At 66.3% G+C, this 26,067-nt stretch carries 22 protein-coding genes; 10 read left to right on the forward strand and 12 right to left on the reverse strand.

All coding sequences use genetic code 11. The annotated features are described in order from the left end of the window. Nucleotides 1-37: 37 nt before the first annotated feature. Nucleotides 38-1,291 carry an S-methyl-5-thioribose kinase gene (gene mtnK / locus ACP156_RS22135; RefSeq protein ID WP_425053529.1) on the reverse strand — a complete coding sequence of 418 codons (1,254 nt, stop codon included), beginning with the start codon at nucleotides 1,289-1,291 and terminating at the stop codon, nucleotides 38-40. Between the two features lie 200 nt (nucleotides 1,292-1,491). Here mtnK and ACP156_RS22140 point away from each other — a divergent pair, with 200 nt between their 5' ends. Then, nucleotides 1,492-2,322: an N-acyl homoserine lactonase family protein gene (locus tag ACP156_RS22140; protein ID WP_425053530.1), complete on the forward strand. Its 831-nt coding sequence runs from the start codon at nucleotides 1,492-1,494 to the stop codon at nucleotides 2,320-2,322. A gap of 70 nt (nucleotides 2,323-2,392) precedes the next feature. Here ACP156_RS22140 and ACP156_RS22145 read toward each other — a convergent pair whose 3' ends face one another. The 6 genes from ACP156_RS22145 to ACP156_RS22170 form a co-directional block, all read right to left on the reverse strand. Further along, nucleotides 2,393-2,995, reverse strand: a complete 603-nt coding sequence (locus ACP156_RS22145) for a dihydroxyacetone kinase subunit L (protein WP_425053531.1) — start codon at nucleotides 2,993-2,995, stop codon at nucleotides 2,393-2,395. A gap of 1 nt (nucleotide 2,996) precedes the next feature. Further along, nucleotides 2,997-3,986, reverse strand: a complete 990-nt coding sequence (locus ACP156_RS22150) for a dihydroxyacetone kinase subunit DhaK (protein WP_425053532.1) — start codon at nucleotides 3,984-3,986, stop codon at nucleotides 2,997-2,999. Between the two features lie 14 nt (nucleotides 3,987-4,000). After that, complete coding sequence (locus tag ACP156_RS22155) at nucleotides 4,001-5,014, reverse strand: ABC transporter permease (RefSeq protein WP_425053533.1); 1,014 nt, start codon at nucleotides 5,012-5,014, stop codon at nucleotides 4,001-4,003. Nucleotides 5,015-5,038: 24 nt separating this feature from the next. Next, nucleotides 5,039-6,583 carry a sugar ABC transporter ATP-binding protein gene (locus tag ACP156_RS22160; RefSeq protein ID WP_425053534.1) on the reverse strand — a complete coding sequence of 515 codons (1,545 nt, stop codon included), beginning with the start codon at nucleotides 6,581-6,583 and terminating at the stop codon, nucleotides 5,039-5,041. 4 nt (nucleotides 6,584-6,587) lie between these two features. Beyond that, the gene (locus ACP156_RS22165) at nucleotides 6,588-7,502 is read right to left on the reverse strand and encodes a sugar ABC transporter substrate-binding protein (RefSeq protein WP_425053535.1); all 915 of its coding nucleotides are present in this window, start codon (nucleotides 7,500-7,502) and stop codon (nucleotides 6,588-6,590) included. Between the two features lie 378 nt (nucleotides 7,503-7,880). Beyond that, the gene (locus ACP156_RS22170) at nucleotides 7,881-8,780 is read right to left on the reverse strand and encodes a LysR family transcriptional regulator (protein WP_425053536.1); all 900 of its coding nucleotides are present in this window, start codon (nucleotides 8,778-8,780) and stop codon (nucleotides 7,881-7,883) included. A 130-nt stretch (nucleotides 8,781-8,910) separates the two neighbouring features. On the opposite strand from ACP156_RS22170, the gene ACP156_RS22175 reads away from it, so the two are divergent. The 6 genes from ACP156_RS22175 to ACP156_RS22200 all read left to right on the forward strand — a co-directional run bounded on the left by ACP156_RS22175 (nucleotide 8,911) and on the right by ACP156_RS22200 (nucleotide 16,370). After that, complete coding sequence (locus tag ACP156_RS22175; RefSeq protein WP_425053537.1) at nucleotides 8,911-9,918, forward strand: TAXI family TRAP transporter solute-binding subunit; 1,008 nt, start codon at nucleotides 8,911-8,913, stop codon at nucleotides 9,916-9,918. A gap of 107 nt (nucleotides 9,919-10,025) precedes the next feature. After that, nucleotides 10,026-11,942 (forward strand): TRAP transporter permease, encoded by a 1,917-nt coding sequence (locus ACP156_RS22180; RefSeq protein ID WP_425053538.1) that lies wholly within the window; start codon nucleotides 10,026-10,028, stop codon nucleotides 11,940-11,942. Next, the gene (locus ACP156_RS22185) at nucleotides 11,929-12,975 is read left to right on the forward strand and encodes an amidohydrolase family protein (RefSeq protein WP_425053539.1); all 1,047 of its coding nucleotides are present in this window, start codon (nucleotides 11,929-11,931) and stop codon (nucleotides 12,973-12,975) included. Before ACP156_RS22180 ends, ACP156_RS22185 begins: the two co-directional genes overlap by 14 nt. After that, nucleotides 12,972-14,621, forward strand: a complete 1,650-nt coding sequence (locus ACP156_RS22190) for an FAD-dependent oxidoreductase (RefSeq protein WP_425053540.1) — start codon at nucleotides 12,972-12,974, stop codon at nucleotides 14,619-14,621. Before ACP156_RS22185 ends, ACP156_RS22190 begins: the two co-directional genes overlap by 4 nt. Continuing rightward, entirely contained in the window at nucleotides 14,618-15,583 is a 966-nt protein-coding gene (locus ACP156_RS22195) for an amidohydrolase family protein (protein ID WP_425053541.1), read from the forward strand. The genes ACP156_RS22190 and ACP156_RS22195 overlap by 4 nt, the downstream gene beginning before the upstream one ends. 130 nt (nucleotides 15,584-15,713) lie before the next feature. Next, nucleotides 15,714-16,370: a riboflavin synthase subunit alpha gene (locus ACP156_RS22200; RefSeq protein ID WP_425053542.1), complete on the forward strand. Its 657-nt coding sequence runs from the start codon at nucleotides 15,714-15,716 to the stop codon at nucleotides 16,368-16,370. Nucleotides 16,371-16,437: 67 nt separating this feature from the next. Here ACP156_RS22200 and ACP156_RS22205 read toward each other — a convergent pair whose 3' ends face one another. Genes ACP156_RS22205 through ACP156_RS22220 form a run of 4 tightly spaced genes read right to left on the reverse strand, consistent with a single transcriptional unit; the run spans nucleotide 16,438 to nucleotide 21,062 of the window. Beyond that, nucleotides 16,438-18,150, reverse strand: coding sequence for an ABC transporter permease subunit (locus tag ACP156_RS22205; protein WP_425053543.1), 1,713 nt, complete (start codon nucleotides 18,148-18,150; stop codon nucleotides 16,438-16,440). Further along, the gene (locus ACP156_RS22210; protein ID WP_425053544.1) at nucleotides 18,147-19,193 is read right to left on the reverse strand and encodes an ABC transporter substrate-binding protein; all 1,047 of its coding nucleotides are present in this window, start codon (nucleotides 19,191-19,193) and stop codon (nucleotides 18,147-18,149) included. Before ACP156_RS22210 ends, ACP156_RS22205 begins: the two co-directional genes overlap by 4 nt. Before the next feature lie 34 nt (nucleotides 19,194-19,227). Continuing rightward, on the reverse strand, nucleotides 19,228-20,250 hold the full coding sequence (locus ACP156_RS22215) for an ABC transporter ATP-binding protein (RefSeq protein WP_425053545.1): 1,023 nt from the start codon (nucleotides 20,248-20,250) through the stop codon (nucleotides 19,228-19,230). Beyond that, entirely contained in the window at nucleotides 20,247-21,062 is an 816-nt protein-coding gene (locus ACP156_RS22220) for a creatininase family protein (RefSeq protein WP_425053546.1), read from the reverse strand. Before ACP156_RS22220 ends, ACP156_RS22215 begins: the two co-directional genes overlap by 4 nt. Nucleotides 21,063-21,600: 538 nt before the next feature. On the opposite strand from ACP156_RS22220, the gene ACP156_RS22225 reads away from it, so the two are divergent. Together ACP156_RS22225 and ACP156_RS22230 are read left to right on the forward strand one after the other, a co-directional pair. Next, on the forward strand, nucleotides 21,601-22,785 hold the full coding sequence (locus tag ACP156_RS22225; protein ID WP_425053547.1) for an amidohydrolase: 1,185 nt from the start codon (nucleotides 21,601-21,603) through the stop codon (nucleotides 22,783-22,785). 9 nt (nucleotides 22,786-22,794) lie between these two features. Further along, entirely contained in the window at nucleotides 22,795-24,273 is a 1,479-nt protein-coding gene (locus tag ACP156_RS22230; protein ID WP_425053548.1) for an FGGY-family carbohydrate kinase, read from the forward strand. A 16-nt stretch (nucleotides 24,274-24,289) separates the two neighbouring features. Here ACP156_RS22230 and ACP156_RS22235 read toward each other — a convergent pair whose 3' ends face one another. Beyond that, nucleotides 24,290-25,081, reverse strand: coding sequence for an SDR family NAD(P)-dependent oxidoreductase (locus tag ACP156_RS22235; protein ID WP_425053549.1), 792 nt, complete (start codon nucleotides 25,079-25,081; stop codon nucleotides 24,290-24,292). A 137-nt stretch (nucleotides 25,082-25,218) separates the two neighbouring features. On the opposite strand from ACP156_RS22235, the gene ACP156_RS22240 reads away from it, so the two are divergent. Further along, entirely contained in the window at nucleotides 25,219-26,052 is an 834-nt protein-coding gene (locus ACP156_RS22240) for a DeoR/GlpR family DNA-binding transcription regulator (RefSeq protein ID WP_425053550.1), read from the forward strand. Nucleotides 26,053-26,067 lie beyond the last annotated feature (15 nt).

The following is a 26,067-nucleotide window of genomic DNA, read 5'->3' on the forward strand; positions in this document are numbered from 1 at the left end:
GGCCCGCTTGCCCTGCTGGTTGCCGGACGCGCGGCGGTCAGATCACGTCCGTCGCATTGTACCTCCGCGCCCGTTCGCAGACCTCTTCGGCGCCGGTGATCGTATCGGCCAAGCGGATCAGGTCGGCGCCCAGCATAAGGTTGCGCGCTTCCAGCGGGGCGCGGATGGCGGGGTCGGGGATGTCCTCGAAATCGGCATTATGCGCGAGCGACAGGCAGCGGCGGTGCATCTCGATGCCGCAGACCGTCCACGCGTCGCGCCACAGGCCGGTCAGCACGGCGTCGCAGGCAGGGGCGCTTTCTTGGCCCTGATCCTCGAACAGAGCGGCGGGGTACAGGATGCCGGTGCGCTCGGTCGACCAGAGATGGCGGAATTCGGTTTCAAACGTCTCGCAGACCTCGATGATCACGCCGAGGATCCAGTCCTGATAGCCGGTCAGGTCGTCGCCCCGGTGCGCGGGCTGGCTGAAATAGGCCATCAGGAAGTTGGCACATAGCATCCCGATATCGAAACCCAACGGCCCGTACTGCACGAACTCGGGGTCGATCACGCGGCTGTCGTCGGCGGTCGACATGATCGAGCCAGAGTGCAGGTCGCCATGCACCATCGTCTCGGTGTTCGACACGAAACGCTGCAATGCCTGCTGCGCCTTTACCTTCAGCGCCACGTCGCCGCGCAGCCGGGCGATCACCGGCTCCAGCCCCGGTGTGTGGCTATTCATCTCGGCGGCGTAATAGGGATCGGTGAAAACCAGCGCCTCGGTGATGGCCGGGATCTCGACGTTGCCGGCGAACAGCGCGACGTCGGCTTTCTTGTCGGGCGAGGCCATCGACAGTTCCGATCCGCGAAACGCGCTGCGGGCGCAGAAGCGCCCCAGGAAGGCGGCCAGCCCCGCCACGCGCTCGCCCGCGATCAGCTTGCGGCGCAGGATCACGTGGGGCGAAAGGTACTCCATCACGATCAGGGCCTGATCCTTGTCGAAGTGATGGATCACCGGCACCGAGCCGGGGTCGCGGGCGGCCTGCCGCGTCAGGGCGTGGTACTCGTAGAAGGCGCGGTACAGGGGCAGGGGCCAGCTGTCGCCGACAAGACGGACGTAAGGAAGCGCCTGTTTCACGATCGCCTTGCCGCGCGGGCCGCTGACGATGAACACGAGGTTCAGGTTGCCGTCGCCGACTTCCTCGACCTGCCAGTCACCCGCACCGACCTGCGCCACCAGCGCCGCGACGCGTTCCAGGCGGGCGGGCAGGGTGTCGACGGTCAGTGCCTCGTAGTGGGTGCCTTCGGTCATGCCTGTCTCCTTTGATGGCGGGGGCGGTCCGGGCGCGGGGCCATTGCCAGATGTGGGCCCGCTGCTACGCTGATCCCGTCCCGGCTTGCCGGGTCGGCGGCGCTTTGGGAGGAGAAACCGTTGATGCGAACACCGATCTGTCCTTTGCGGATGACACCGGACGACACATCCAGGTCACACGGCTTGGCGGAGGCGCGGCGGTGAGCCCCGCGACCGGAGTGCCCGAGTACGAGGTCCACGCGATCCGCTACGGCCGGCACGATGACCGCCTGCTGCGCGAGAACTTCATCCCGCCGCTGAAGGAGACGGTGGACCTGCACGACGCCCCGATGCCGATGGACTTCTTCGTCTGGGTGTTGCGCGGTGGCGGACGGACCATCGTGGTGGACACCGGCTTTGACGCCCGCGAAAGCGCGGCGCGGGGCAGGGGCATCGTCTTTCCGGTCGAGGACGGGCTGATGGCGCTGGGGATCGCGCCCGGCACGGTGCGCGACGTGATCATTACCCATATGCACTGGGACCACGCAGGCAACCACGACCTGTTCCCGAACGCCCGCTATCACCTGCAGGCGCGCGAGATGAGCTATTGCACCGGCCCCTGCATGTGCCACCCCATGCTGCGCAGCACGTTCACGGTCGACGATGTCACCGCGATGGTGCGGCGCGTGTTCGATGGCCGGGTGCAGTTCCACGACGGCACGTCCGAGGTCGCGCCGGGCGTCACGGTGCACCTTGTCGGCGGGCATTCGCAGGGCTTGCAGATCGTCCGCGTCTGGACGCGGCGGGGATGGGTGGTGCTGGCGTCCGATGCCAGCCATTACTACGCCAACATAGATCAGGGGCGTCCCTTTCCGATCGTGTCGAATGTGGCAGAAATGCTGGACGGGTTCGGGCTGATCCGGTCGCTGGCCGCGTCGGCGGATCACTATATTCCGGGACACGATCCGCTTGTGCTGCGCCGCTATGCGCCGTCGCTGTCCGCCGACATGCCGCATATCGTGCGTCTGGACGGGACGCCGTCCAAGTCCTGACGCCCGGCCCGGACGCCTGCGGCCGGCCACAGGCGCGCGGACGGGGTGGCCCGCGCCGCGCGGCGGGCGATCAAAGCCCCTCGGCAACCCGCGCCAGCGCCAGCATTCCGGGGTCGTCCAGCCCCTTGCTGCGCTCTCCGAACATGCGCGCCCGGCCGACGCGGTTTTCCTGCGGGCGGAAGGTGTCCAGCGCCTGCGTGATCGCGTCGCGCGCCGCGGCAAGCAGCGTCGCGGGATCCTCCTTGCCTTCCGTCGCCTGCGCCACTGCGTTCAGCGCATCCAGAACCGTCTTGTCGCCCAGTTCCGCCTTGCCGCGCGTCATCATCGCGTCGCGGGCGGCGGCGACCAGCGCCGGGATCTCGGCGAAGGGAACCTCGGTCCGCCCCTTGCAGGCCTTCGCGGCAGCCATGAAGGCGGTGGCGGTCAACGTGCCATAGGAGGATGACGAGACCTTCTGAAACGCCTTGGCGCAGTCCAGAAACGCCATCCCCACATCGTCGGGCAAGGCATCGGCGGCAGAGGCGATCTCGGCCCAGCCCTTCGACACCGTGATCCCAAGATCGCCGTCCCCAAGCTGGCCGTCGGCGGCGTTCAACTCGTCGGCCACGCCCTGCACATGCGCCGCGATCCTCGTGGCGGCGGCGCGCAGGTCGTCGGTGGTGAAGCCGGCCACGTCAGACCCGCCAGAAGGCGCAGTCGCAGGGCGCCTTGAGCAGCGCCTCTAGCTCGTCGTCGAGATGGCAGACGGTGATCGTCGCGCCGGTCATCTCCATCGAGGTGGCGTAGCGGCCGACCAGCGGCATCACCACCGTCGCGCCCGCGTCTTTCAGGATCGCGGCGGCGCGGCGGTACATGATGTACAGCTCTTCGGGCGGTGTGGCGCCCAGCGAGTTGACCATGATCGACAGGCGGCCGTTCAACGCGCGGTCCTCGGCCAGCTTGGCCATCATCTCGTCCACGATGGCGTCGGCTGGCTTGATCCCGGACTTGTAGATGCCGGGCTCGCCATGGATGCCCATGCCCATCTCCATCTGCCCGTCGGGAATGTCGAAGGTCGGGCGGCCCGCCTGCGGCACGGTGCAGGGAGTCAGCGCCATGCCGATGGAATGGCAGGCGTCGGCGGCCTTCTGGGCGACGCGGGTGACCTCTTCGAGATCGGCCATCTCCTCGGCCCGCGCACCGGCCATCTTGAAGGCATAGACCATGCCGCCGGTGCCGCGCCGCTTTTGCCGCTCTGCGAAGGGGGCCGACACCACGTCGTCCGCCAGCAGCACGGTGGTCGAGGCGATGTCCTCGAACTCCAGCATCTCGCCCGCCATGTCGAAATTCATAACGTCGCCGCCATAGTTTCCGTACAGCCGCAGCACCCCCGCGCCGCCGTGGGCCTGCCGCATGGCTTCGGCCATCTGGTCCGACGATGGCGAGGCGAACACGTCGCCGATGGCGCAGGCATCCAGCAGGCCCTTGCCGACATAGCCGGTGAAAACGGGCAGGTGCCCCGAGCCGCCGCCGGTGACGATACCGACCTTGCCCTCGGTCGCGCCGCCCGCGCGGGCGATGACGCGCCGTTCGGGCTGGGCGTAGTACTCGGGATGCGCAAGGCACAGGCCCTCCAGCATCTCGTCGACATAGTCGGCAGGCGCGTTGAGGATCTTCTTCATCATGGTGGTTTCTCCCGCTAACCCGCCGATTCCTTGAGGCGCTGCGCGTAGACGTTGATGACAAGGGCGGCGAGAAGGATCAGGCCGCGGATCAGGATCTTCAGGAAGCTGTCGATCTGGATCAGGTCCAGCCCGTTGTTCAGCACGCCCAGCACCAACAGGCCGACCACCGTGTTGCCGATGCCGCCGCGCCCGCCGAACAGGCTGGTGCCACCCAGCACCACCGCCGCGATTGCCGTCAGCAGGAAGTCGTTGAACCCGTTCTGCTGCGCCGAGCCGAAATAGGCGACGCCGATCATGCCCGCGATGCCGGAACAGACCGCCGAGATGATCATGACCGAGGCGATGATCAGCCGCACGTTCACGCCGGAATACTCCGCCGCCTCGCGGTTGCCGCCGACCATGTACACGTAGCGCCCGAAGCGGGTGTATTTCAGCACGATATGGGCGACGAGCAGGAACAGGATGCAGACGATGATCGAATACCTTAGCCCGAACAATCGCCCGGACCCGATCAGCGTAATGAACTCTGGGAAATTATAGGCGATCTGTCCGCGCACCAGCACCGCCGAGATGCCGTCGGCGATCTGCATCATCGCCAGTGTCATGATAAACGAGGGGATGCCGATCACGGTGACCCCGAACGCGGTGACCGAGCCAAGACCGAAGGCCGCCAGCAGCGTCAAGATGATCGCGAGGATCCCGTACATCGGCCACGTGTTGATGTTCACATACTCGGGCTGAAGCGTGAAATAGGCGACCGTGATCCCGATCGCGTTGGCGATGGCCGCGACCGACAGATCGATCTCGGCGGTCAGGATCACGAAGGTCAGCCCGACCGCGATGATCCCGGTGATCGACGAGTTCGACAAAATATTCAGCGCGTTATCCAGCGTGAAGAACACCGGGCTTTGCACCGAGAAGAACACGATCAGGATGAGAAGCGTGAAGACCGGAGCGATGTTGCGCATCTGCTCGGCCAGAAATCTGCGCAGGCCGCCGCCTGCATTGGTTTGGGTTGTGTCTGCCATGCCTGTCCCTGTTCCCCGTCCGCCCTAGGCGGCCGACAGCAAATCTGCCTTTTCCAAATGTCCTGTGGTGAATTCCCGCGCGACGCGGCCCTTCTTCATGACGGTGACGCGGTCGGCGAGCGTCAGGATCGTCTCGGGCTCGGTCGACAGCACGAGGATCGCCACGCCCTTGTCGCGCAGCGATTTCACGATCCGGATCACATCCTCTTTCGCGCCCACATCCATGCCGCGCGTCGGTTCCACGAGGATCAGCGCCTTGGGCAGGTGGGTCAGCCACTTGGCCAGAGCCACTTTCTGCTGGTTGCCGCCCGACAGGTTGCCAAGCGCGATGTCGGTGCGGGGCGGGCGGATCTGAAGATCGTCGATATGGCTCTTCGCGATCCGCCTTTCGGCATTCGGGCGCAGCATGATCCGGTTTATCCGGTCGAGGATCGAGATCGAGACGTTCTTGAACACCGGTTCGGTCCGGAACAGCATCATGCCCCGGTTTTCGGGCACATAGGCCACGCCGGCGCGACGCGCGGCGGCGGTGGACCGGAACCGGACCGGCTTGCCGTCGAGGATCGTGGTGCCGCCGCGGAGGTTGCCCTTGCCGAACAGCGCCCGCGACAGCTCGATCTGACCGCAGCCCATGAAGCCGTAAACGCCGTGAATCTCGTTTTGACGCATTGCCAGAGAAACGTCCGCCAACCCCTTGCCATCGCTGAGGTTCTGCACCTCCAGCACCACCGGCTTTGCGTCGTCTCCTTCCAGTTCGGCCTCTTCGCCCATGGTCATCTCGGCAGAGCCGCGCCCGATCATCTGGCTGATGATCTCGTCCTTCGTCAGCGCGGCGGCCGGAGACGTTGTTACCCGTTCGCCGTTTCGGAACACGGTCACGCGGTCCGAGATTTCCAGCACGTCGTCGAGGAAGTGCGAAATGAAGATCAGGCTGCGGCCCTGTTGCCGAAGCTGGCGCAGAACGCCGAACAGGCGCTCGACTTCGGGCGGGGACAGGGCCGAGGTCGGCTCGTCGAGGATGATGATCTTCGCACCCGAGAACAGCACGCGGGACAGTTCGACCAGCTGCTGCAGACCGACGGGCAGGGCGCCCATCCGGGTGGTCGGGTCGATGTCCAGCCCAAGGCTGGCGATCTGCGTCCGAGCGGTGCGGTTCATCTTGCGCCAGTCGATCAGACCGCCCGCCATGACCGGCTGATGGCCAAGGAACACGTTCTCGGCCACGGTCAGGTCGGGCACCACCGACAATTCCTGATGCACCATGCCGATGCCGGCATCCAGCGCCTCGCGCGCCGAGCGGAAATGGACGGGCTTGCCGCCCACGAACATCTCGCCCTCGAAATCCGCGTGAACCCCGGCGATGATCTTCATCATCGTCGACTTGCCCGCGCCGTTCTCTCCGACGAGGCCGTGAACCTCGCCTTCGAGGATCGAGAAATCCACGTTGCGCAGGGCGGCGACGCCGCCAAACCGCTTGGTGACCGCGCGCATCTCCAGAAGCGGCGGCGCGTTCTCAGACGGGAGGGCCGAAGCCCTCCCGCCGGAATGGTACAGACTGTCTTCCGCCACGATCTTAGATCAGGAAGTTCTTCTGCAGCCACAGATGGCCCGCGGCGGTGTCCTGCGTGATGACGGGGCCATCCGCCCAGATATAGGACGGGATGTCCGTGCCGGACTTCTCGCCACCGACGGCCGCCGCCACGCCCGCAGCCACGGCCCAGCCGTGGATACGGCAGGACGGGTTGCGCACGGTCGCGACCAGAGTGCCGTCGAGAACGGCGTTCACAGCGGGCGGCATGGCGTCGATGCCCGACAGCTTGATGCCCTCGCGCCCCTTCGCCTTGATGACGTTGTTGGCGGCCAGCGCCATGTCATCGTTGTGGAAGAAGCCCGCCTTCAGGTCCGGGAACTTGGTCAGCAGCGAGTCCCAGATCCGCGCCACCTTGGTCACGTCCCAGTCGGCCGGCTGTTCGTCGACCAGCTCGATGTTGGGGTAATTGGCAAGGATCTGCTTGAAGCCCTTGGCGCGGCCCTGCGCGCCGGTGTGCCCCAGGGCGCCCTGCGTCATGACCACCTGACCCTCGCCGCCGATCGAGTCGAATAGCGCCTGCGCGGTGACCGAGCCCATGAACACGTTGTCCGGTGCGATGAAGGTGTGCAGCGCAAGCTGGCCTTCGGGCGCCATCATCGTGTCCATGGCGATGATGGGCGTGCCCGCGTCGATCATCTTGCTGACGGGGTCGTTCAGCGTCCCGATCCCGAAGGTCTGGATCGCCACGATGTCCCACTGCTGGGCCGCCATGTTGTCGATCGTCGCGCGTTGTTTGGTTGCCGACAACTCGCCGTCGAACCACGTGACCTCGACGTTCATGAGCTTGCCCCAGGCCTCGGCGGCCTGCTTGCCCTGTGCGCACCACGTGGCCTGAAGGCCCGCGTTGCTCATTCCGGCCTTGAGGGGCGATCCGGCGGCCATGAGTTCCTGCGCCATCGCCGGGTCAAATCCCGCCGTTGCAAGAAGCGCTCCCGCGACCGTGGTCGCTCCCAATGTCTTCAGCACATCCCTGCGAGAAGACACAACTTCACTAAGCTTTTCCAATTCGTCCGACATGCTTTTCCTCCCAAAAACAGCCGGCTCGGCGGATTTATTCAGTAATTTTTCGTCTATTCAGCTCCGCCTGATATGCCAGCGCGATTGATTAAATCTTTGGCTCTTTTTAAAGTCAACAACGTTAACGAGTACTGCCATTGCGTAAGTTTCGCTTCGCGGGCCAAGTGCTTTTGCCCATTGGGAAAACCGTCTTTGCTCAGAGTCTGGGCACATTCGGCGGGTTCTGCGCCTCGGGGGCGTCCGGTGGACCGGTCCAACCTAGCCTTTCAGGTCTTCCGCCAGCATCTCGACAAAGCGTTCCGCACTGTGGGACAGGCTGTGCTTGCGCCGCTTGACCAGCCCGGCGGCGCGCCGGATGACGGGGTCTACCAGCGGGACGACCTGTACGCCGGGCGCGGGCTGCGCATGTGCCAGCCGCGCGGGCAGAACAGCAAGCCCGATCCCGCACGAGGACATCCACGCCGCGCTGCCAAGAAAGCCCACCTCGGCCACCACGTTGGGCCGGATGCTGAGCCGCGCCAGCGTTGTCTCGACCATGCCGCGCACCCCGTAGTCGCGCCGCGACAGGATCAGCGGCTCGGACGCAAGTTCCTTCCAGCCAACGGCCTCGCGGGATGCGAAAGTGTGCTCTTCCGAGCAGATGATGCACAACGGGTCGAAGTGCAGGCTTACCCAGTCCAGCGCGGACTGGTCGGCAGGTTCGGTGCCGATGCCGAAATCCGCGCGTTGTTCCAGGATGTTGGAATAGAACTGGTCGGGCGCGCAGTCGTCCATGACAAGGCTCACGGCGGGGTAGGCGGCGCGGAACCGCCGCACCGTCTCGGGCAGCAGCGTCAGCCCCGTCGCGGGCGTCGCCGTCAGCCGGATACGCCCGCGTTCAAGATCGCGCAGGCCACGGATCGTCTCTTCCAGCGTGGAGAGGTCGCCGAGGATGCGTTCGACCAGTCCGATGACGCTTTCCCCGGCTTCGGATGGCGACAGGGACCGCGTTGTGCGGTCGAACAGGGTCGCGCCAAGCGCCGTCTCGGCTTGCCGGATCAACACGCTCGCGGCGGACTGGGTGATGTTCAGCGTATCCGCCGCCGCCGAGACCTGCCCGGTCCGGTAGACCTGCTGGATGGCGCGAAGCTGTTTGAGAGTGAGACTGGAAACCGGCATCGCACATTCATTTAATTAATTCATGAATACCTTATAAAAATTCAGTTTTGTTATCAAGGGTGTCGGTCTAGCCTTGCTCAAGTTCCGCCAGCCCGGTGACCACCGGAGGGGGGACGCAGGGAGGAATGACATGCAATCTATTTTCAAGGGAATTGCCGCTGCGGCGGCAATTGTCGCGGCCACTGGTTTCGTGAGCGGCGACGCGGCGGCGCAAGGCCGCGTGACCATCGGCACCAACCCGCAAGGCTCGCTGTACTACACCATCGGCAGCGGCATCGCCGCCGCCTTGCAGGACGCGTTGCAGCGTCCGGTGACGGTGCAGCCCTTCACCGGGTCGTCCGTTTATCTTCCGCTGATCTCGGCGGGCGAGGTGACGGTGGGCCTGAACTCGGCCATCGACGCGGGCGCTTGGTACACCGGCGAGACCTCGGGCGAGGCGCTGTCGGACCTGCGCGTTCTGGCGCGGCTCTGGCCGCTACGGCAGGCCTATATTACCCGTGCCAATGACGGGATGACCGAGGTCGGCGATCTTGCCGGCAAGCGGACCGTGGTGGACATGACGGCCCTGACCGGGGTCACCGCCGTGAACAAGGCGACGCTCATGGCCGGTGGGCTGGCGCTTGAGGATGTCGTCGCGGTCGAGGTTTCGGGCCTTGCCGCCGGTCTCGACGCGCTGGTCGAGGGCTCTGTAGACGCCACCGCCGCCGCCATCGGCATCCCGCTGACGCAGCAGGCCAACGCCACCATTCCGGGCGGCATCCGCTATCTCAGCCTGACCGGCGAGAACGCGACGACCGCCTTCTTCGACGAGAACCTGCCGGGCGTTTACCCGCTGGAAGTCGGTCCGAACCCGGCGATGCCCGAGATCACCGAGCCGGTGGTCATTTCGGCCTACGACATCTTCCTGACCACCAGCGCCTCGCTGTCCGACGAGGAGGCGACCGCCATCCTCACCGCGCTGTACGACGCCTTCCCGCAACTGCGCGAGGACTATCCTCCGCTGCGCGGCGGCGCTCAGGACGACATGGGCAACGCCAGCAACACCGTGCCGTATCACCCGGCCGCCATCGCCTTCTTCAAGGAGAAGGGCCTGTGGTCGGACGAGAACGACACGCGGGAAGCCACCTTTACCGAGTGACCCACGATGGCAGCCGGGACCGCCCCGGCTGCCGGTCAGACGTGACCCCTGAAACGCGATGACCGGTGCCGCCGGACCGTCGGCGCACACCCATCCCGGAGACCCGAATGCGCGCAGTCGCCGCCCTATTGGCCGCCAGCCTTCCCCTGCTTGGCATCGCCTGGACGTTCAACCTTCCCGAGGTTTTCGGACAGGTCTACATCACCGAGCAGTACCTTGCGGTGATCCTTGGCCTGACCATCCTCGCCGCGCTGCTGCTCAAGCCGCAGCCGCCGGTGCCGGTGGCCCTGGACGTCGCGCTGGGGCTTGCGGCGATGGCGGGCTGGTGGTGGCTGTCGCTGAACTATCAGGACTGGCTGCTCGACCCGATCAACCGCGGCCCCGAGAAATGGGTACCCGCCGTCCTTGGCATTCTCGGGCTGCTGGAAGCCACGCGGCGCCATTGCGGGCTGGTGCTGACCCTGCTGGGCGCGGGCTTCATGCTGTACGGCTTCATCGGCCACCTTGCGCCGGGGATCTTCGAGGCCGCGTATCTCACGCCGCCGCGTTATCTGCTGTATGTCTACAACGACTCGAACGGCGTGCCGGGGCTGGTGCTGGGCGTGGGCGCCACGCAGATCCTTGGCTTCATCGTGTTCGGCGCGGTGCTGACCGCGGTGGGCGGATCGGCCGCGATGACCGACCTTGCGATGGCCGCGATGGGCCACCGGCGGGGCGGACCGGCGAAGGTCGCGATCCTTGCCTCTTCGCTGTTCGGCACGCTGTCGGGCTCGACCGTCGCCAACGTCATGTCCACCGGGGTCGTCACCATCCCGATGATGAAGAAAAGCGGCTGGCCCGCGCGCCACGCCGCCGCCATCGAGGCGGTGGCCTCGAACGGCGGGCAGATCGCGCCGCCGGTCATGGGGGCCACCGCCTTCATCATCGCCGAGTTCCTGCAGATATCTTATGCCGAGGTCGTCGTCGCCGCGCTGCTGCCGGCCGCGTTCTACTATGTCCTGCTGTACCGGCAGGTGGACAGCTACGCCGCCGCCAACGGCCTTGTGGGCGAGCCGCGCGAGTCGCTGCCGAAGATCGGGGCCGCCCTGAAAGGCAGTGCGCCGCTTATCCTGCCGCTGGGCGTGCTGATGTACTTCCTGTTCTGGCTGGGCTACGCGCCGGGCAAGTCCGCGCTGTACGCCTCGCTTGGCGCGCTGGCGCTGTACCTGCTGACCGGGCGCAAGGCGCTGTCGGGCGCAAGGCAACTGCCCGCGATCCTTGTGCAGGCGGGCGAGACGCTGGTGCCGATCCTGCTGGTCTGCGCCGTCGCCGGGATCATCATCGGCACGATCAACGTCACCGGGCTGGGCTTTGCCCTGACCCTTGCGCTTGGCAAGATCGCGGAACTGGGCGGCAGCCTGCCGCTTCTGGCGACGACGGCGGTGATCGCCATCGTGTTGGGCGTGGGCATGCCGACCTCGGGCGTCTACGTGGTGGTCGCGGTGCTGCTGGCCCCGGCGCTGGTGCGGCACGGGGTCGACATCACCTCGGCGCACCTGTTCATCCTGTATTTCGGCCTGCTGTCTATGCTGACGCCGCCTGTCGCCATCGCCAGCTATGCCGCCGCCTCGATCGCCAAAAGCGATATGTGGCAGACCGGCGTGACCGGCGTGCGGCTGGCCTTCGTGGCCTACATCCTGCCCTTCGTCTTCGCGTTCAATCCGGCGCTGCTGATGGATGGCACGTGGCTTGAGATCGCGGTGTCCTGCGTGACCGTCTACGCGGGCGGGCACGTGCTGGCCGAGGTGCTGGCCCGCAAGACCGCCTTCGGCGGCGGGGCGGGACGGCTTCTGGCGGCGGCGGGTGGTCTTGTGCTGTTCTGCGCCACCGCCTTCGTGCCGCCGTCGCATCCGGTCGCGATGGTCGCCGCGGCTGCGGGGATCGCCCTGCTTGTCCTCTTTGCCTGGCTGGCGCGCCGCGCGCCCGCCAGCCCCGATCTTTCCCGAAAAACTCTGCAGAATGGAGCCTCCGATGCCCGCACATAACCCCAATCCGCCGTACAAGCGCATCGCGACGGAAGAGGCCTGGCTGCCGCAGGAGATCATGGATCTCTACCGCGCCGAGATCCGGGACAAGACCATCAACGAAAAGGGTTTCCAGACGCTCTGGGGCTTCTTCGCGGGCGACAACGACATCGCGCGGACGCACAACCGGCGCATCGTGGACCTTGGCGAGGACCGGCTGGCCGACATGGACCGCGCCGGCATCGACATCGCGGTGCTGTCGCTGTCGTCCCCCGGTGTGCAACTGTTCGACCCGGCGACCGCGACCAGCCTGTCGATCCGCGCGAACGACGAACTGGCGGAAGGGATCGCGAAACATCCCGACCGCTACGTCGGTCTCGCCGCCTTCTCGCCGCTGGACCCCGAGGGCGGGGCGAAGGAACTGGAGCGCGGCGTGACCAAGCTGGGTCTGCGCGGCGGCATCCTGAACTCGCATACGCTTGGCACCTACATGGATGACGAGAAATACTGGGCCGTGTTCGAGGCCGCAGAGGCGCTTGGCGTGCCGATCTACCTGCACCCGAACACGCCGTCGCCGCAGATGCTGGAGCCGTTCCTGTCGCGCGGACTGGATGCCGCCGTCTACGGCTTTGCCTGCGAGACCGGCCTGCATGCGCTGCGCCTGATCGTGTCGGGCCTGTTCGACCGCTTCCCCAAGCTGCAGATCGTGCTGGGTCACACGGGCGAGGCGCTGCCGTTCTGGCTGTACCGGATCGACTTCATGCACACCCGCATCTCGAATTCCAACCGCTGTCCGGGCGCGCAGCCACTGAAGCGCAAAGCGTCGGACTATCTGCGCGAGAACTTCTATTACACCTCGTCCGGCGTCGGCGATCCGAAGCCGATCATGTACGTCCAGGACGTCATCGGCGCCGACCGGGTGATGTACGCGATGGACTACCCGTGGCAGTACGTGGTCGAGGAAACCGCCTATCTCGACGCGATGCCGGTCGCCCCGAAGGTGCTGAAAGCCTTCTACGAGGACAACGCCCGCAAGGTGTTCGGCATCAAATGACGGATCTGTCGGCAGATGTCGTCATCGTCGGCGCGGGCCCGGTGGGCCTGACGCTGGCGATGGAACTGGACCGGCGCGGCGTGTCTTCGTTGATCGTCGAGAAGCGCCGGGCCGGAGAGCCGCCGAACGTGAAGTGCAACCACGTCGCGGCGCGGTCGATGGAGATATTCCGGGGCCTCGGCATCGCCGACCGCATCCGCGCGCAAGGCTTGCCCGAGGACTATCCGCACAGCGTCAGCTACCGCACGACGGTCACAGGGCGCGAGATCACCTGTATCCCGATCCCCTCGACCGCCGGGCGCAGGCGCGGCGATCCGGGGCCGGACACCGACTGGCCGACGCCCGAGCCGCCGCACCGGATCAACCAGATCTTCCTCGAACCCATCCTGTTCGCCTGTGCATTGGAACGTCCCGGCATCCGCATCGTCAACGAGGCCGAAGTGACGGGCTTTGCCGACCACGGCGCCAGCGTCGCCGTCTCGGTCGCCTGCGCGGATGGCACGACGCTTGCCGCGCGGGGGCGCTACCTTGTCGGCTGCGATGGCGGACGGTCGCAGGTGCGCAAGGACATCGGCGCCACGCTGGACGGCGATGCGGTGGTGCAGCGGGTGCAGTCCACCTATATCCGCGCGCCCGGCCTGATCGAGCGGATGCAGGTGCCTCCGGTCTGGGGCATGTTCGCCTACAACCCGGTGCGGGCGGGCGTCGTCTATTCCATCGACGGGCGCGAGACGTGGCTGCTGCACAATTATCTCAAGGACGACGAGGCCGATTTCGACAGCGTCGACCGGGACTGGGCGATCCGGCAGATCCTTGGTGTTGATGAGACGTTCGAGTACGAGGTGCTGTCGAAAGAGGACTGGTTCGGTCGCCGCCTTGTCGCCGACCGTCTGCGTCGCGGCAACGTGTTCATCTGCGGAGACGCGGCGCATCTTTGGGTGCCTTACGCGGGCTACGGGATGAACGCGGGGATCGCGGATGCCCATAACCTTGCGATGCACATGGGCGGCGTCTTCGCGGGCTGGGCCGGGGAACCGGCGCTGGATGCGCACGAGGCCGAGCGTTTGCCGATCACCGAACAGGTCTCGCACTTCGCGATGAACCACGCGCACGAGATGGCGCGGAAGCGCAAGGCGGTGCCGCCCGAGATCGACGCGGACACGCCCGAAGGGGACGCCGCCCGCGCGCGGGTTGGCCGCGAGTTGTATGACCTCAATGTCCAGCAATACTGCTGCGCGGGGCTGAACTTCGGCTACTACTACGAAGGCTCGCCCCTCATCTCGGGGGACGGCACGCCGCCGCCCTATGGTATGGGCAGCTTCACCGCCTCGACGGTTCCGGGCGCGAGGCTGCCGAACATTCAGATGGCAGACGGACGGTGGCTGTACGATGTGCAGGGCGCGGGTTTCGCGCTGGTGCGGACGGACCACGCGGTGGATGCGCAGCCGCTGGCCGCTGCCGCCCGCGCCGCCGGTCTGCCGCTGGTGGTGATCGACCTGCCTGACGCGCCTGCGCCTTTCACCGAGGCGCTGGTGCTGGCCCGACCCGACAACCACATCGCTTGGCGCGGTGACACATTGCCCCGCGATCCGGCGGCGCTGATCGACCTCGTGCGCGGGGCAAGCCTGAAGGTGGCCGCGGAATGATCGTCGATACCCACACCCACATGGTGACCGAGGACTACCTTGCGATGCTGCGCCGCGAGGGCGGGCCGAAATATACCTTCCGCACGCTGCCGGGCGGCGGCGAGGTGATCGACAAGGACGGCGTGCCGTTCTTCACGCTGCTGCCGCCGATGTGGGATTTCGACAAGCGGATCAGCGACATGGACGCCGCTGGCGTCGACATGGCCGTGATCTCGCTGACGTCTCCCAACGCGATCTTCGCCGACCGGGATCTCAGCCGCCGGGCCGCGCGCCTGATGAACGACGCCTTCGCCGAGGCGCAGACGGCCTATCCCGACCGCCTGCGCTGGTTCGCGGCGCTGCCGTGGACCGATCCGGCGGCCGCGGTCGAGGAACTGGCCCGCGCGGTCGCGAAGGGCGCCTCTGGCGTGATCGCGGTGGCAACGGTCGATGGCGCTCCGCTCACCGATCCGGCCTATGCGCCGATCTGGCAGGCCATCGATGCTGCGGGTCTGCCGGTGTTCCTGCACCCCTCGGTTCCGCCGGGAGAGGCGGCGCTGGGGCTGGCCGAGTACAACCTGTCACCGCCCATCGGCTTCGTGTTCGACACCACGCTGGCGATCAGCCGGATGCTGTATGACGGCTTTTTCGAACGCTACCCGAACATCCGCATGATCCTTGCCCATGGCGGCGGGGCGTTGCCGTTCCTGATCGGGCGGCTCGACGTCTGCCACGAGAACATCCCGGCCTGCCGCGCCGGGACGCCGCACCTGCCGTCCGAGTTCCTCGACCGCCTTTATCTTGACGGGGTCGTGTTCACCGGCGGTGCGCTGGACCTGTGTATCGAGACGGTGGGGGTCGGACGGATGCTGTTCGGATCGGACTATCCGCATAACATCGGCGACATGGCGGGGCGGCTAAGGCTGCTGGACAGCCGAAAGGTGCCGCACCGGGCGAATGCGGAGAAGCTGTTCGGGCTGTAATCCGCCCGGACGCAGAACGGCATCGGGGCTGTTCGCGAAAGGTGGCCCGCCTGTGCGCTGACGCCGCTATTGCGACCTTGTCGCCCGGCGGGCGAGGTCGTATCTCGGGCAGGTATCCCCGGAGGCATCCATGTACACAGGCATCGTTCAGGCCGTAAGGCCGGTATCCGCAGTCACGCCCTATCCGGGCGGCAACACGTACCGCATCGGGTTCACGCCCCGGCTGCTGGACGGGCTTGAGCTTGGCGCCAGCGTCTCGATCGAGGGCGTATGCATGTCGGTCACCGGCATCGACGGCGAGGGGGTGACCTTCGACGCGATGGACGCGACGCTGGACCGGACGAACCTTGGCGACATCGCGGGGCGGGGCGTGGTCAACGTCGAGCGCTCTGCCAAGCCGAACGAGGAAAACGGCGGCCACGACATCGCCGGCCATATCGCCACCACCGCCGAAATCGTCGAGATCGTCACCGACGCGCCGCAATCCTTCATCCGGTTCCGGGTGGCGCCCGAGTGGTCCAAGTACATCTTCCCGCGCGGGTTTCTGGCCGTGAACGGGTGCAGCCTGACGGTGGCCGAGAAGCAGGCCGGCGGCGAGACGGGCGACGTGTTCCAGATCAACCTGATCCCCGACACGGTGGAACGGACGACCTTCTCGCTCTATCGGCCGGGCGACCGGCTGAACATCGAGGTGGACCACCAGACGATGGTGATGGTCGACACCATCGAACAGACCATGGGCGCGCTGCTGCCGCGTTTGCTGGCGGAACACCTGTCGAAGGCCTGACCTTCGCCATCGAACGAAAAAAGGCCCGGACGTCGATCCGGGCCTTTCGTGTTTGGTGCGGGTGCGATCAGCGGGCGTACAGCCTGTCGACGCGGAAGATCTTGTTCAGCACCGCCAGCGCGACCAGCGTGATCACCATGGTCAGCGCCGACACCGCGTGGACCGTCGGCTCCAGCATGAAACTGGCGTCGGCGTAGATGCGGACGGGCAGGGTGGTCATTCGCGCGGTGGTCAGGAAGCCGGTCACAGTGACCTCGCCGAAGCTCGACAGGAACGCCATGATCGAAGCTGCCGCCAGACCCGGCGCTAGGCCCGGCAGGATGATCCGGAAGAACCGCACCACCCCGTTCGCCCCGAGCGAGGCCGCGGCCTCTTCCTGACTGCGGTCAAGCTGCTGGACCGAGGCCACCAGCAGGCTGATGCAGAACGGGATGACCAGCACGACGTGGACCGCAAGCAGTCCAAGGAACGGCGGCAGGATGATGAAGATGCTGAGCAGTTTCAGCATGCCCACCCCGATGGCCACCCCCGGCAGCGACAGCGGCAGCGCCCAGAACACGGCCAGCATCGTCAGACCCGGAAAGCGGAACCGGCTAAGCGCGAAGGCCGCCGGGATCGACAGCGCCAGCGCGATGACCGTGGCGGACACGGCCAGCTTGACCGAGTTCAGGAAGGCGTCGGTGTAATTGCCGTTCGTCAGGACGATCTCGTACCATTTCGTCGTGAACCCCCGGAACCGCGCCGACGAGGCCTGCGGCACGTCGTTGAAGCTTTGGACGACCACAAGATACAGGGGCATCAGCAGCAGGCCGATCGCGGCCAGTAGCAGGATCCAGTAGATCACCGGCCCCAGAATTTCCTGCGCGCGCATCAGCGGTGCCGGGATCGCGGGCAGGGTCGCGTTCGGGCGGCCGCTGTTCCGGGCGGTGTTCATCCACGGCATCAGGTATTTGAACACAAGGATGACCAGCGCCGAGAACGCGAGGCTTGCGACCGTCATCACCAGCGTCAGTGCCGCCGCGGTGGGGAAGTTCAGGTTCACGATGGCCTCGCGGTAGACCAGAAGCCCCGAGGTCAGCACTCGTCCGCCGCCAAGGATGGTAGCAGAGACATAGGCGGTCGAAGCCATCAGGAACACGATGATGATACCCGCGCGCAGGCCGGGCAGGGCCATCGGGAAGCGCACGGTCCAGAACACCATCGAGGGCGAGGCGCCAAGGCTTTCTGCGGCTTCCTTCACACGCGGATTGGTGCCCTGCAAAACGTCATACAGGGCCAGCACGACGAAGGGCATGAACACCTGCGCCAGCGCGACCATCACCGCGAAGTGGTTGTACAGCATGTTGCGGAACGGGCCGATGCCGACGAAGCCCAATATGCTGTTCAGGATCCCGTCGGGCGACAGAAGCAGCACGATCCCCAGCGAGCGGACCACGACGTTGGTCAACAGCGGGATCAGGATCACCATGAAGGCCAAGGACCGCCAGCGGGTCGGTACGCTGACCAGCCAAAGGGCGAGCGGATATCCAAGCAACACCGAGACCAGCGTCACGCCGCCAGCCAGCAAGAGCGTCTCGAACAGGATGCCCAGATAGAACCTGTCGCCCAGCACCAGCCGGAATTGTTCCAGGCTCGGGGGGCGCAGCAGCGGGCCGAAAATGTCGGAGTATTCGTGCAGCGACAGCAGCATCACGACGCCAAGCGGCATCGCGAAGGCGGCCAGCAGCCAAAGGGTGACCGGAGCCGCGAGGCTCCGGCCGACGTTGCGAGACAGGTTCACCCTGCGATTTCCCGGGTAAAGCGGCTGGTCCAGGCGGCCTGCTGGGATGCGATGTGCTCCCAGTCGAAGGCGACGAGGTTGTCGACCTGCTCGGGGGTCATGATCTTGCCCGCCAGTTCCTCGGGGATCTCGGCGTTGCGGACCGTGGGCGAGTAGTAGGTCTCGCGCATGTATTCCTGCATGACCTCGGGCGAGAGGTGCAGGTTGATCCACTCTTCCGCCAGCACCTGGTTCGGGGCGCCGGTGGTGATGCAGGCAAAGTTCATCGCGGCGCACATGCCCTCGGTCGGGTCGGCGATGACGATCTCGGGGTTGGTCGATTCCTTAGCGCGCTGCGCCAGCGATCCGAACTCGACGGTGATGTCCGCGATGTCCTGTTCAAACATCTGCCACGCCGACTCGGCCGAGGTCTGGATCGCGGCGAAGGGCTTCAGTGCGGCCAGTTTCTCGAAGCCGACGTCGACGTTGAACTCGTCACCGCCGTAGGTCTTGGCCAGCATCAGCAGCGCGGCCATGCCCTGCATGCCCGGCAGCGAGGGTGCGGCAAGCCGGCCCGCCCATTCCTCGTTGAACAGGTCTTCCCACGAGGTGATCGGCGCCGAGGCCTTTTCGCCCTTGTAGACCAGCGTGCAGGGGTTGAACGCGACGCCGTAGCCGCCGATCTTCGCGGCGTCGTACAGGTGTTCGTAGTTCGGCACGGCGTCGGTCGGCGCCTGCGTCACGCCGTCGGTCACGGCCTGACGGCTTTCGTAGATGTTCAGGTACACGATGTCGAAGCTCGGACGGCCCCGCTCGGCATAGGCGCGGGCGCGGCGTTCGCCGGTGCCGCCCAGCACGTAGGACACGGTGCAGCCGTACTTGTCGACCAGCTGCGGCTCGATCATCGCGCGCACGATGCGTTCCTGCGCGCCGCCCCAGATGCCGACCACCAGCTCGTCGCCGGGTTTCGGCTGCGCGATGGCAGTGCGGGTAAAGTGGAAGGGAGCGGCCACACCCGCGCCCAGCACGAGTTTGCCGAATGTCCGTCTGTTCAGTTTGGTCATGATCTTCTTTCCCTGTCGGTTATGTCGTTCAGTCTCAGATGAAGGTGATGCTGCCCGGCAGCGCATGGATGCTGCACGCGGCGCCGACCGGCGGAACCGGCTGGTCCGACGGCGTCAGCAGCCGCACGCGGGCAGAGTTCACGGTGACATCGGTCTCGACCGTGTCGCCGAGATAGGCTGTGGCCTGCACGGTGCCATCGGACACCTTCGGCCCGGCGGCGGCATCGAACCGCAGCCGCGCGGCGCGAAGGATCGCACGGGTCGACCCGGCGGGCGCGCCTTCCAGCCGGAAGCCCGGCGCCTCGAACACACCGTCCAGCGTCTGCCCGTTGACCACGGTGCGTTCGCCAAGGAACGAGGCGGTGAATTCGTGGCCCGGATGGTCGCACAGCGCGCGGGGCTCGCCGATCTCGACGATGCGGCCCGCGCTCATCACGACAACCCGGTCGGCCATCGCCAGAGCCTCGGCCTGATCGTGGGTGACGAAAACGGTCGTGATCGACAGGCGCTTCTGCAATGACCTGATCTCGCTGCGCATTTCGCCACGCAGGTGGGCGTCGAGGTTCGACAGCGGCTCGTCCAGCAGCAGCACCGACGGCTCGATCACCAGTGCGCGGGCCAGCGCCACGCGCTGCTGCTGGCCGCCGGAAAGCTGCGCCGGGTAGCGGTCGGCGAAGGGACCGAGACCCACGAGGTCCAGCGTCGCGCGGGCGCGCTCCAGCCGCTGCGCCTTGGGGATCGCGCGCATGGACAGGCCGAAGGCGACGTTGCCAAGCACGGTCAGGTGGGGGAACAGCGCGTAAGACTGGAACACCACGCCGATGTTGCGCTTGTGCGGCGCCATGCGGGTCACGTCGAGCCCGTCGATCACGACCTCGCCCGAGGTCGGTTGCACGAAGCCCGCGATCATGCGCAGCGTCGTTGTCTTGCCGCAGCCCGAGGGGCCGAGCAGGGCGATCAGTTCGCCCTTGTCGATGTTCAACGAGATGTCGTCGGCGGCCAGCGACTTGCCGTAGTGCGCTTGAAGCTGCTGAAGGCGAAGGTAGTCGCGGCTCATTTCTGCACCACCTGATAATCTGCGGGCTGTTCCAGCCGGTCGATGGGGAAGGCGGCGGTTTCGCGGATCAGGGTGATCAGCCGGTCCGCCGCGCGATCCACAAGGATTTCGCCCCGCTCGGCGTCCGAAGCGGCGGCGTTGCCGCTGACGCCCGAGCCGTGCAGGTCTTCGGCCATCCACGCCATCAGGCCGGGGGCGAGAATCTCGTTCTCGGTCTCCATCGTCATCGACAGTTGGCGGAAATCCTCGGCGCGGCTCATGTCGACAAGGTCGGGGTGCAAGGCCAGCATCGCGCTCGTCTCGATCTCGCCGCCGTGATAGCCGTGCTTCTGCTCTTCCTGAGAGAACAGGTCATCCATCGGCGTGATGTGGAACCACGTCGCGGCGACCGCCATCATGCCCAGTTTCGCCCGCAGGTCGCGGGCGACGATCTGGCTAAGCGCCACCTGACCGCCGTGCGAATTGAACAGGATGATCTTGCGGCAGCCGGTGCGGTTGACGCATTCGCCAAGCTGGAACCAGACCTGTGCCACCAGTTCCCAGTCCAGCGTCAGGGTGCCGGGATAGGCGAGGTGTTCCGTCGATTTGCCGAAAGGCATCATCGGCAGTGGCAGGACCTTCTGATCGTTGCCGATTTTCTTCATCGCGCGCGCGACGATCCCGGCGTTGATCATGGAATCCACGCCGACCGGCAGGTGCGGCCCGTGCTGTTCGACCGTCGCGATCGGCAGCAGCGCCACCGCGTCGGACAAGTCGCGTTCCGCGAATTGCGCTGTCGAGTAAGACCACCAGTTCAAGGCATCAGATGCCATGCCGTCCGTATCCTCATTTCTTGGCCCCGCAGGTCGCGGGGGTCTTGTCCGACGGTTATCACAAATGAACAGAAAGCAACGAAAAAGCACGATACGTCGGGCAGGTCAGTGACCTCACGGGTCATTTGCCCGTTGCTTCAGCGAAACGCCGGGTCGAGATGGTTAACAATGCAGCGTCGCGCGAAGTCCGCGGTGCGCGCCGTCTCAAGGCGATGGAAGTGCGATAGATGAACTTTGGGCGCTTGTTTCTGGGAATATGACATAAAAACAATCGCATGCGTCGAGATTGCGGTTGGGTGCGCACACGAAAGCCCCCTTTGAACGACCGTCGAATCGCCGCTTTCCCAGAACGGATTGAATCGCGTTCATTTCTACAAATAGCCGCCCGTCAGCGATTTGCAGGCTCGGCTGGCGCATCTTCATCGGCGCCCGGAGTGGCGTATTGCGAGACTGATCGCGACATTCGACTTCCCAAATCTTCACATTCGGTATCATCTCGGCGCATGATTCCTCGCAGAACCACAGGGACGGACGCAGCATGACGCAGGACACACTCACCGGAATAGGATCGGTGACCATGCCGGACGGCGCGCTTGCGGACATCGCTTTCGCCGAGGGGCGGATCGCCGCGATCCTGCCCGCCGGGATGCTGCCGGACGCTTTTGACATGCGCGGCCACGTGGCCCTGCCGCCGCTGGTCGAGGCGCATATCCACCTCGACAAGACCCTGCTGGGCCTGCCGTTCCAGTCGCACCTGCCGGGCGCGACGGTGGCCGAGCGCATCGCGCAAGAGAAAAGCCTGCGCGCCTCGCTGCCGCTGTCGGCCTTCGAGCGGGGGAACGCTTTGGTGCGGCAGGTTGCGGGCTATGGCACTCAGGCAATCCGCAGCCACGTGGATATCGACGGCGATCTGGGGCTGAGCGGGCTTGAGGATCTTTTGAAACTGCGCGAGGCGGTCGCGGATCTTGTCGATGTGCAGATCGTCGCCTTCCCGCAGAACGGCATCCTGCGCGATGCGCCGGTCGCGGACCTGCTGGCCGACGCGCTGGCGAATGGTGCGGACCTGATCGGCGGACTGGACCCCGCGGGCATTGACCGGGACGTCGCCGGGCATCTGGACGTTGTGTTCGGGCTGGCTGACCGCTTCGGCGTGGGTGTCGACATCCACCTGCACGACGCGGGCGAACTGGGCCTGTTCGAGCTGGCCGAGATCGCGAAACGGACAGAGGCGCTTGGCCTGCAGGGCAAGGTCGCCGTGTCGCATGCCTTCGCGCTTGGCTCTGACCTGCCGGGCGTCGGCGCGGTGGTCGAGGCGCTGGCGAAGGCGCGGGTGTCCATCGTCACCAACGGGCCGAACCGCATGGTCGCGATGCCCCCCGTGGCGATGCTGCGCGCGGCGGGAGTCGAGGTGGTCGCGGGCTCGGACAACATCCGCGACGCATGGAGCCCGCATGGCGACGGCGACATGCTGCGCCGGGCAGGGCTGATCGCCTACATGCAGGATTTCAGGGACGATTCCGATCTGGAGGTCGCGCTGTCCATGGCCACCAGCGCAGGCGCGCGCCTGCTGGGGCTGACCGACTACGGCCTGGCCGAAGGCGCGCGGGCCGACATGCTTCTGGTCGGCGCAAGCTGCGTCGCAGAGGCGGTCGCGGGCGTGCCGATGCAGCGCGTCTCGGTCCGGGGCGGCCGTGTGATCGCGCGCGACTGTGCGATTGTGTGAGGCGGGCGCATGGCTGACGTGATCGGGCTCGACATCGGAACAACCTCGACCATCGCGATCCGGATGGACGCGATGGGCGGCATTCTGGCATCGGCCTCGCGGCCCGTGACGTTGTCCTCGCCGCGTCCCGGCTGGGCAGAGGAAGACCCGGCCCAATGGTGGGCAAACGCCCGCGCGGTGCTGGCAGAGGTGATGCAGAACGCGGACCCTGCGCAGGTGAAAGGCATCTGCGTTACGGGGATGCTGCCTGCCGTGGTGCTGCTGGACAAGGACGGCGTGGTGCTGCGCCCCTCGATCCAGCAAAGCGACGGGCGGGTGTCGGCAGAGGTCGAGGAATTGCGGGCCGAACTGGACGAAGCGGCCTTCCTGAAGCGCACCGGCAACGGCATCAACCAGCAGCTAGTCGCCGCGAAACTGCGGTGGATTGCCAAGCACGAGCCTGAAATCTTCGCCCGGATCGACAAGGTCTGCGGCTCGTACGATTACATCGCGATGCGCCTGACCGGCGACCTTCGGGTGGAACAGAACTGGGCGCTTGAGGCCGGGTTCACCGATCTTGCCAGCCGCACGATTGACCCGGAACTGGTGGCGCTTGCCGGCCTTCCAGCCAGCGCGCTGCCAAGGATCGCGGTGTCGCACGAGGTGATCGGCCATGTCACGGCAGAGGCGGCGGCAGAGACCGGCCTGCCCGAGAGGCTGCCGGTAATGGGCGGCGCGGCGGATCACATCGCCTCGGCGCTGGCGGCGGGGATCGCACGGGCCGGGGACGTGCTGCTGAAATTCGGCGGTGCGGGCGACGTGGTGGTGGCCACCGACACGGCCCGGCCCGACGCGCGGCTGTATATGGATTATCACCTAGTCCCGGGGCTTTACGCTCCGAACGGCTGCATGGCGGCCTCGGGCGCGGCGCTGAACTGGCTGGCCGCGCTGCTGGACGACGAAGACAGCCCGCACGCCCGGCTGGACGCGCTGGCCGCCACCGTGCCTGCGGGGGCGGACGGCGTGCTGTGCCTGCCGTATTTTCTGGGCGAGAAGACCCCGATCCACGACCCGCTGGCGCGGGGCACCTTCACCGGCCTGTCGCTGAGCCACGGCAAGGCGCACCTGTGGCGCGCGCTGCTGGAGGCGGTGGCCTATGGGTTCCGCCATCACCTTGAAGTGTTGACCGAAATCGGCAACCCGCCGCAACGGGTGCTGGTCTCGGACGGCGGCGCGCGAAGCCGGGTCTGGATGCAGATCGTCGCCGATGTAATCGGTCTGCCGGTGAGGCTTTTGAAAAGCGACAATGGCTCGTCCGGCGGCGCGGCGTTCGTAGCGGCGATCGGGGCAGGGGTGGTTAGCGACTGGGCCGAGGTGTCCCGGCTGTCCGTAGCAGGCGAAACGCTGGCGCCGAACCCGGAAAACCGTGCGGTCTATGACGCGGGCTATGCAAAGTTCCGTGCGTTGTATCAGGCACTTAAGCCGGTGTGGCGGATGCCCGACCGCTAGGGCCGGGCGCCCGTGCCTATCCCATGTAGACGCCGCCGGTGACGTTGATCCCCTGACCGGTCATGAACCGCGCTGCGTCTGAGGCGAGGAAGACCACCACGCCCGCCACATCCTCTGGCGTCTCGATCCGGCCCAGCGGCGTCTGGTTCACGTAATCCTGCCGCACCTCGTCCGGGGTCATGCCGCGCAGCGAGGCCTCCCATTCGACCTCGCGGTCCTGCATTCCGGTGCGGACGAAGCCGGGGCACACGGCGTTGATGCGGATGCCGTGCGGCGCCATCTCGCGGGCGACGCCCTGTGTCCAGCCAAGCACCGCGAACTTGCTGGCCGAGTAATGCGCCAGCAGCGGCGCGCCGACCTTGGCGGCGAGCGAGGCGGTGTTGACGATGCAGCCCGCGTGGCCGGTGTCGAGGAAGTGCCTGCACGCCGCCTGATTGGTCAGGAACACGCCGCGCGCGTTCACGTCCATGTTGAAATCCCAGTCCTCGTCCGTCAGGTCGCAGGCCGCCCGCATGGTCGAGACGCCCGCGTTGGCGCACAGCACGTCCAGCCCGCCAAGTTCCGCGATTGCCGCCGCCATCGCCGCCTCGACCGAGCTTCGGTCGCGCACGTCGATCTTGCCGACCGTGACCGTCTCGCCCAGTTCCTCCGCCAGCTCGCCCGCGCCGTCGGTGTCGAGGTCCAGAATCCGCACCACCGCGCCCGCGTCGTGGAAGGCGCGCACGATGGCGGCGCCGATTCCCGTGGAGCCGCCGGTGACGATCACTCGTTTCCCCGCGAATTCCGATCCTGTTTCCGTCTGATTCATAGGCATGTCCTGTCCTTTTGACCGATCCGGAGAGGCCCGAACCAAGCGCGTAACACAATTTAACAAAATACAACCTTCATTAACGGAATGCCACATGTTAGTGTGCCGGGCAGGGAGAAGGTCATCGGGATAATCGGATGGATACGGAAGGCGAGGACGAGCTGAAGGTCGCTGTGGCGAAACGTGGTCGAGGCCGGATGCCGGCGCCGGTGCGGCAGTCGCTGATCATGTCCGCTTTTGAGCGGGACGGCTTCATCTCGATCGGCGATCTGGCGGAGGAGCTGGGCGTTTCGGGAATGACGATCCGGCGCGACATCGGCCAGCTAGAGGAACGCGGCGGTCTGAAGCGGACCCACGGCGGCGCGGTGCGCCCCGATCTTCTGGAGCCCGCGGCCGAGCCGCCCGAACCCGCCTTCGACGCACGCCTCAGCGAACATTCCGACAAGAAATCCACCATAGCTGAGATCGCCGTAAGCATGGTGCGCCCCGGCGAAGCGGTCGGGATCGACGTGGGCACCTCGACGCTTGAACTGGCGCGGCGGCTGACCGAGGTCGACGGGCTGCGGGTGATCACCAACAGCGTCCGCGCGGCGTCGGTGCTGGCCGAGGCGGGCTGCGCCGTCTACCTGCCCGGCGGCCGGGTGCGCGCGCCCGAACTGTCGGTCATCGGCCCGCAGGCGGTCGAAGGGATCGGCAACTATTACATGGACCGCGCCTTCATTGGCGTGTCCGGCGCGGACAGCTCTGGCTTTTCCGACTATTCGCCCGAGGACTCGGAAGTGAAGCACACCCTGATGGCCCGCGCCGAACAGGTTGTCGTGCTGTGCGATTCCTCGAAATTCGGCAAGCGCGCGATGTCGCGCGTTGCAGACTTCGGCTCGGTCGACGTGCTTGTCACCGACGCCCCGCCGCCCGACGACATTGCCGAGGCCCTTGCACGGGCCGGCACTCGGGTGGTGATCCCTTCGTAATCTCTCAGAAAGTCC

Source organism: Psychromarinibacter sp. S121, assembly GCF_049801035.1.
Taxonomy (GTDB): Bacteria; Pseudomonadota; Alphaproteobacteria; order Rhodobacterales; family Rhodobacteraceae; genus Psychromarinibacter.

What these genes read in the sequence shown, in the direction of transcription:
- ACP156_RS22235 (WP_425053549.1), bottom strand. Translation starts at nt 25,081, where the DNA reads ATGAATCAGACGGAAACAGGATCGGAATTCGCGGGGAAACGAGTGATC.
- ACP156_RS22180 (WP_425053538.1), top strand. Translation starts at nt 10,026, where the DNA reads ATGCGCGCAGTCGCCGCCCTATTGGCCGCCAGCCTTCCCCTGCTTGGC.
- ACP156_RS22150 (WP_425053532.1), bottom strand. Translation starts at nt 3,986, where the DNA reads ATGATGAAGAAGATCCTCAACGCGCCTGCCGACTATGTCGACGAGATG.
- ACP156_RS22195 (WP_425053541.1), top strand. Translation starts at nt 14,618, where the DNA reads ATGATCGTCGATACCCACACCCACATGGTGACCGAGGACTACCTTGCG.
- ACP156_RS22225 (WP_425053547.1), top strand. Translation starts at nt 21,601, where the DNA reads ATGACGCAGGACACACTCACCGGAATAGGATCGGTGACCATGCCGGAC.
- ACP156_RS22165 (WP_425053535.1), bottom strand. Translation starts at nt 7,502, where the DNA reads ATGGCGCAGGAACTCATGGCCGCCGGATCGCCCCTCAAGGCCGGAATG.
- ACP156_RS22220 (WP_425053546.1), bottom strand. Translation starts at nt 21,062, where the DNA reads ATGGCATCTGATGCCTTGAACTGGTGGTCTTACTCGACAGCGCAATTC.
- ACP156_RS22240 (WP_425053550.1), top strand. Translation starts at nt 25,219, where the DNA reads ATGGATACGGAAGGCGAGGACGAGCTGAAGGTCGCTGTGGCGAAACGT.
- ACP156_RS22230 (WP_425053548.1), top strand. Translation starts at nt 22,795, where the DNA reads ATGGCTGACGTGATCGGGCTCGACATCGGAACAACCTCGACCATCGCG.
- ACP156_RS22155 (WP_425053533.1), bottom strand. Translation starts at nt 5,014, where the DNA reads ATGGCAGACACAACCCAAACCAATGCAGGCGGCGGCCTGCGCAGATTT.
- ACP156_RS22185 (WP_425053539.1), top strand. Translation starts at nt 11,929, where the DNA reads ATGCCCGCACATAACCCCAATCCGCCGTACAAGCGCATCGCGACGGAA.
- ACP156_RS22210 (WP_425053544.1), bottom strand. Translation starts at nt 19,193, where the DNA reads ATGACCAAACTGAACAGACGGACATTCGGCAAACTCGTGCTGGGCGCG.
- ACP156_RS22190 (WP_425053540.1), top strand. Translation starts at nt 12,972, where the DNA reads ATGACGGATCTGTCGGCAGATGTCGTCATCGTCGGCGCGGGCCCGGTG.
- ACP156_RS22170 (WP_425053536.1), bottom strand. Translation starts at nt 8,780, where the DNA reads ATGCCGGTTTCCAGTCTCACTCTCAAACAGCTTCGCGCCATCCAGCAG.
- mtnK (WP_425053529.1), bottom strand. Translation starts at nt 1,291, where the DNA reads ATGACCGAAGGCACCCACTACGAGGCACTGACCGTCGACACCCTGCCC.
- ACP156_RS22200 (WP_425053542.1), top strand. Translation starts at nt 15,714, where the DNA reads ATGTACACAGGCATCGTTCAGGCCGTAAGGCCGGTATCCGCAGTCACG.
- ACP156_RS22215 (WP_425053545.1), bottom strand. Translation starts at nt 20,250, where the DNA reads ATGAGCCGCGACTACCTTCGCCTTCAGCAGCTTCAAGCGCACTACGGC.
- ACP156_RS22175 (WP_425053537.1), top strand. Translation starts at nt 8,911, where the DNA reads ATGCAATCTATTTTCAAGGGAATTGCCGCTGCGGCGGCAATTGTCGCG.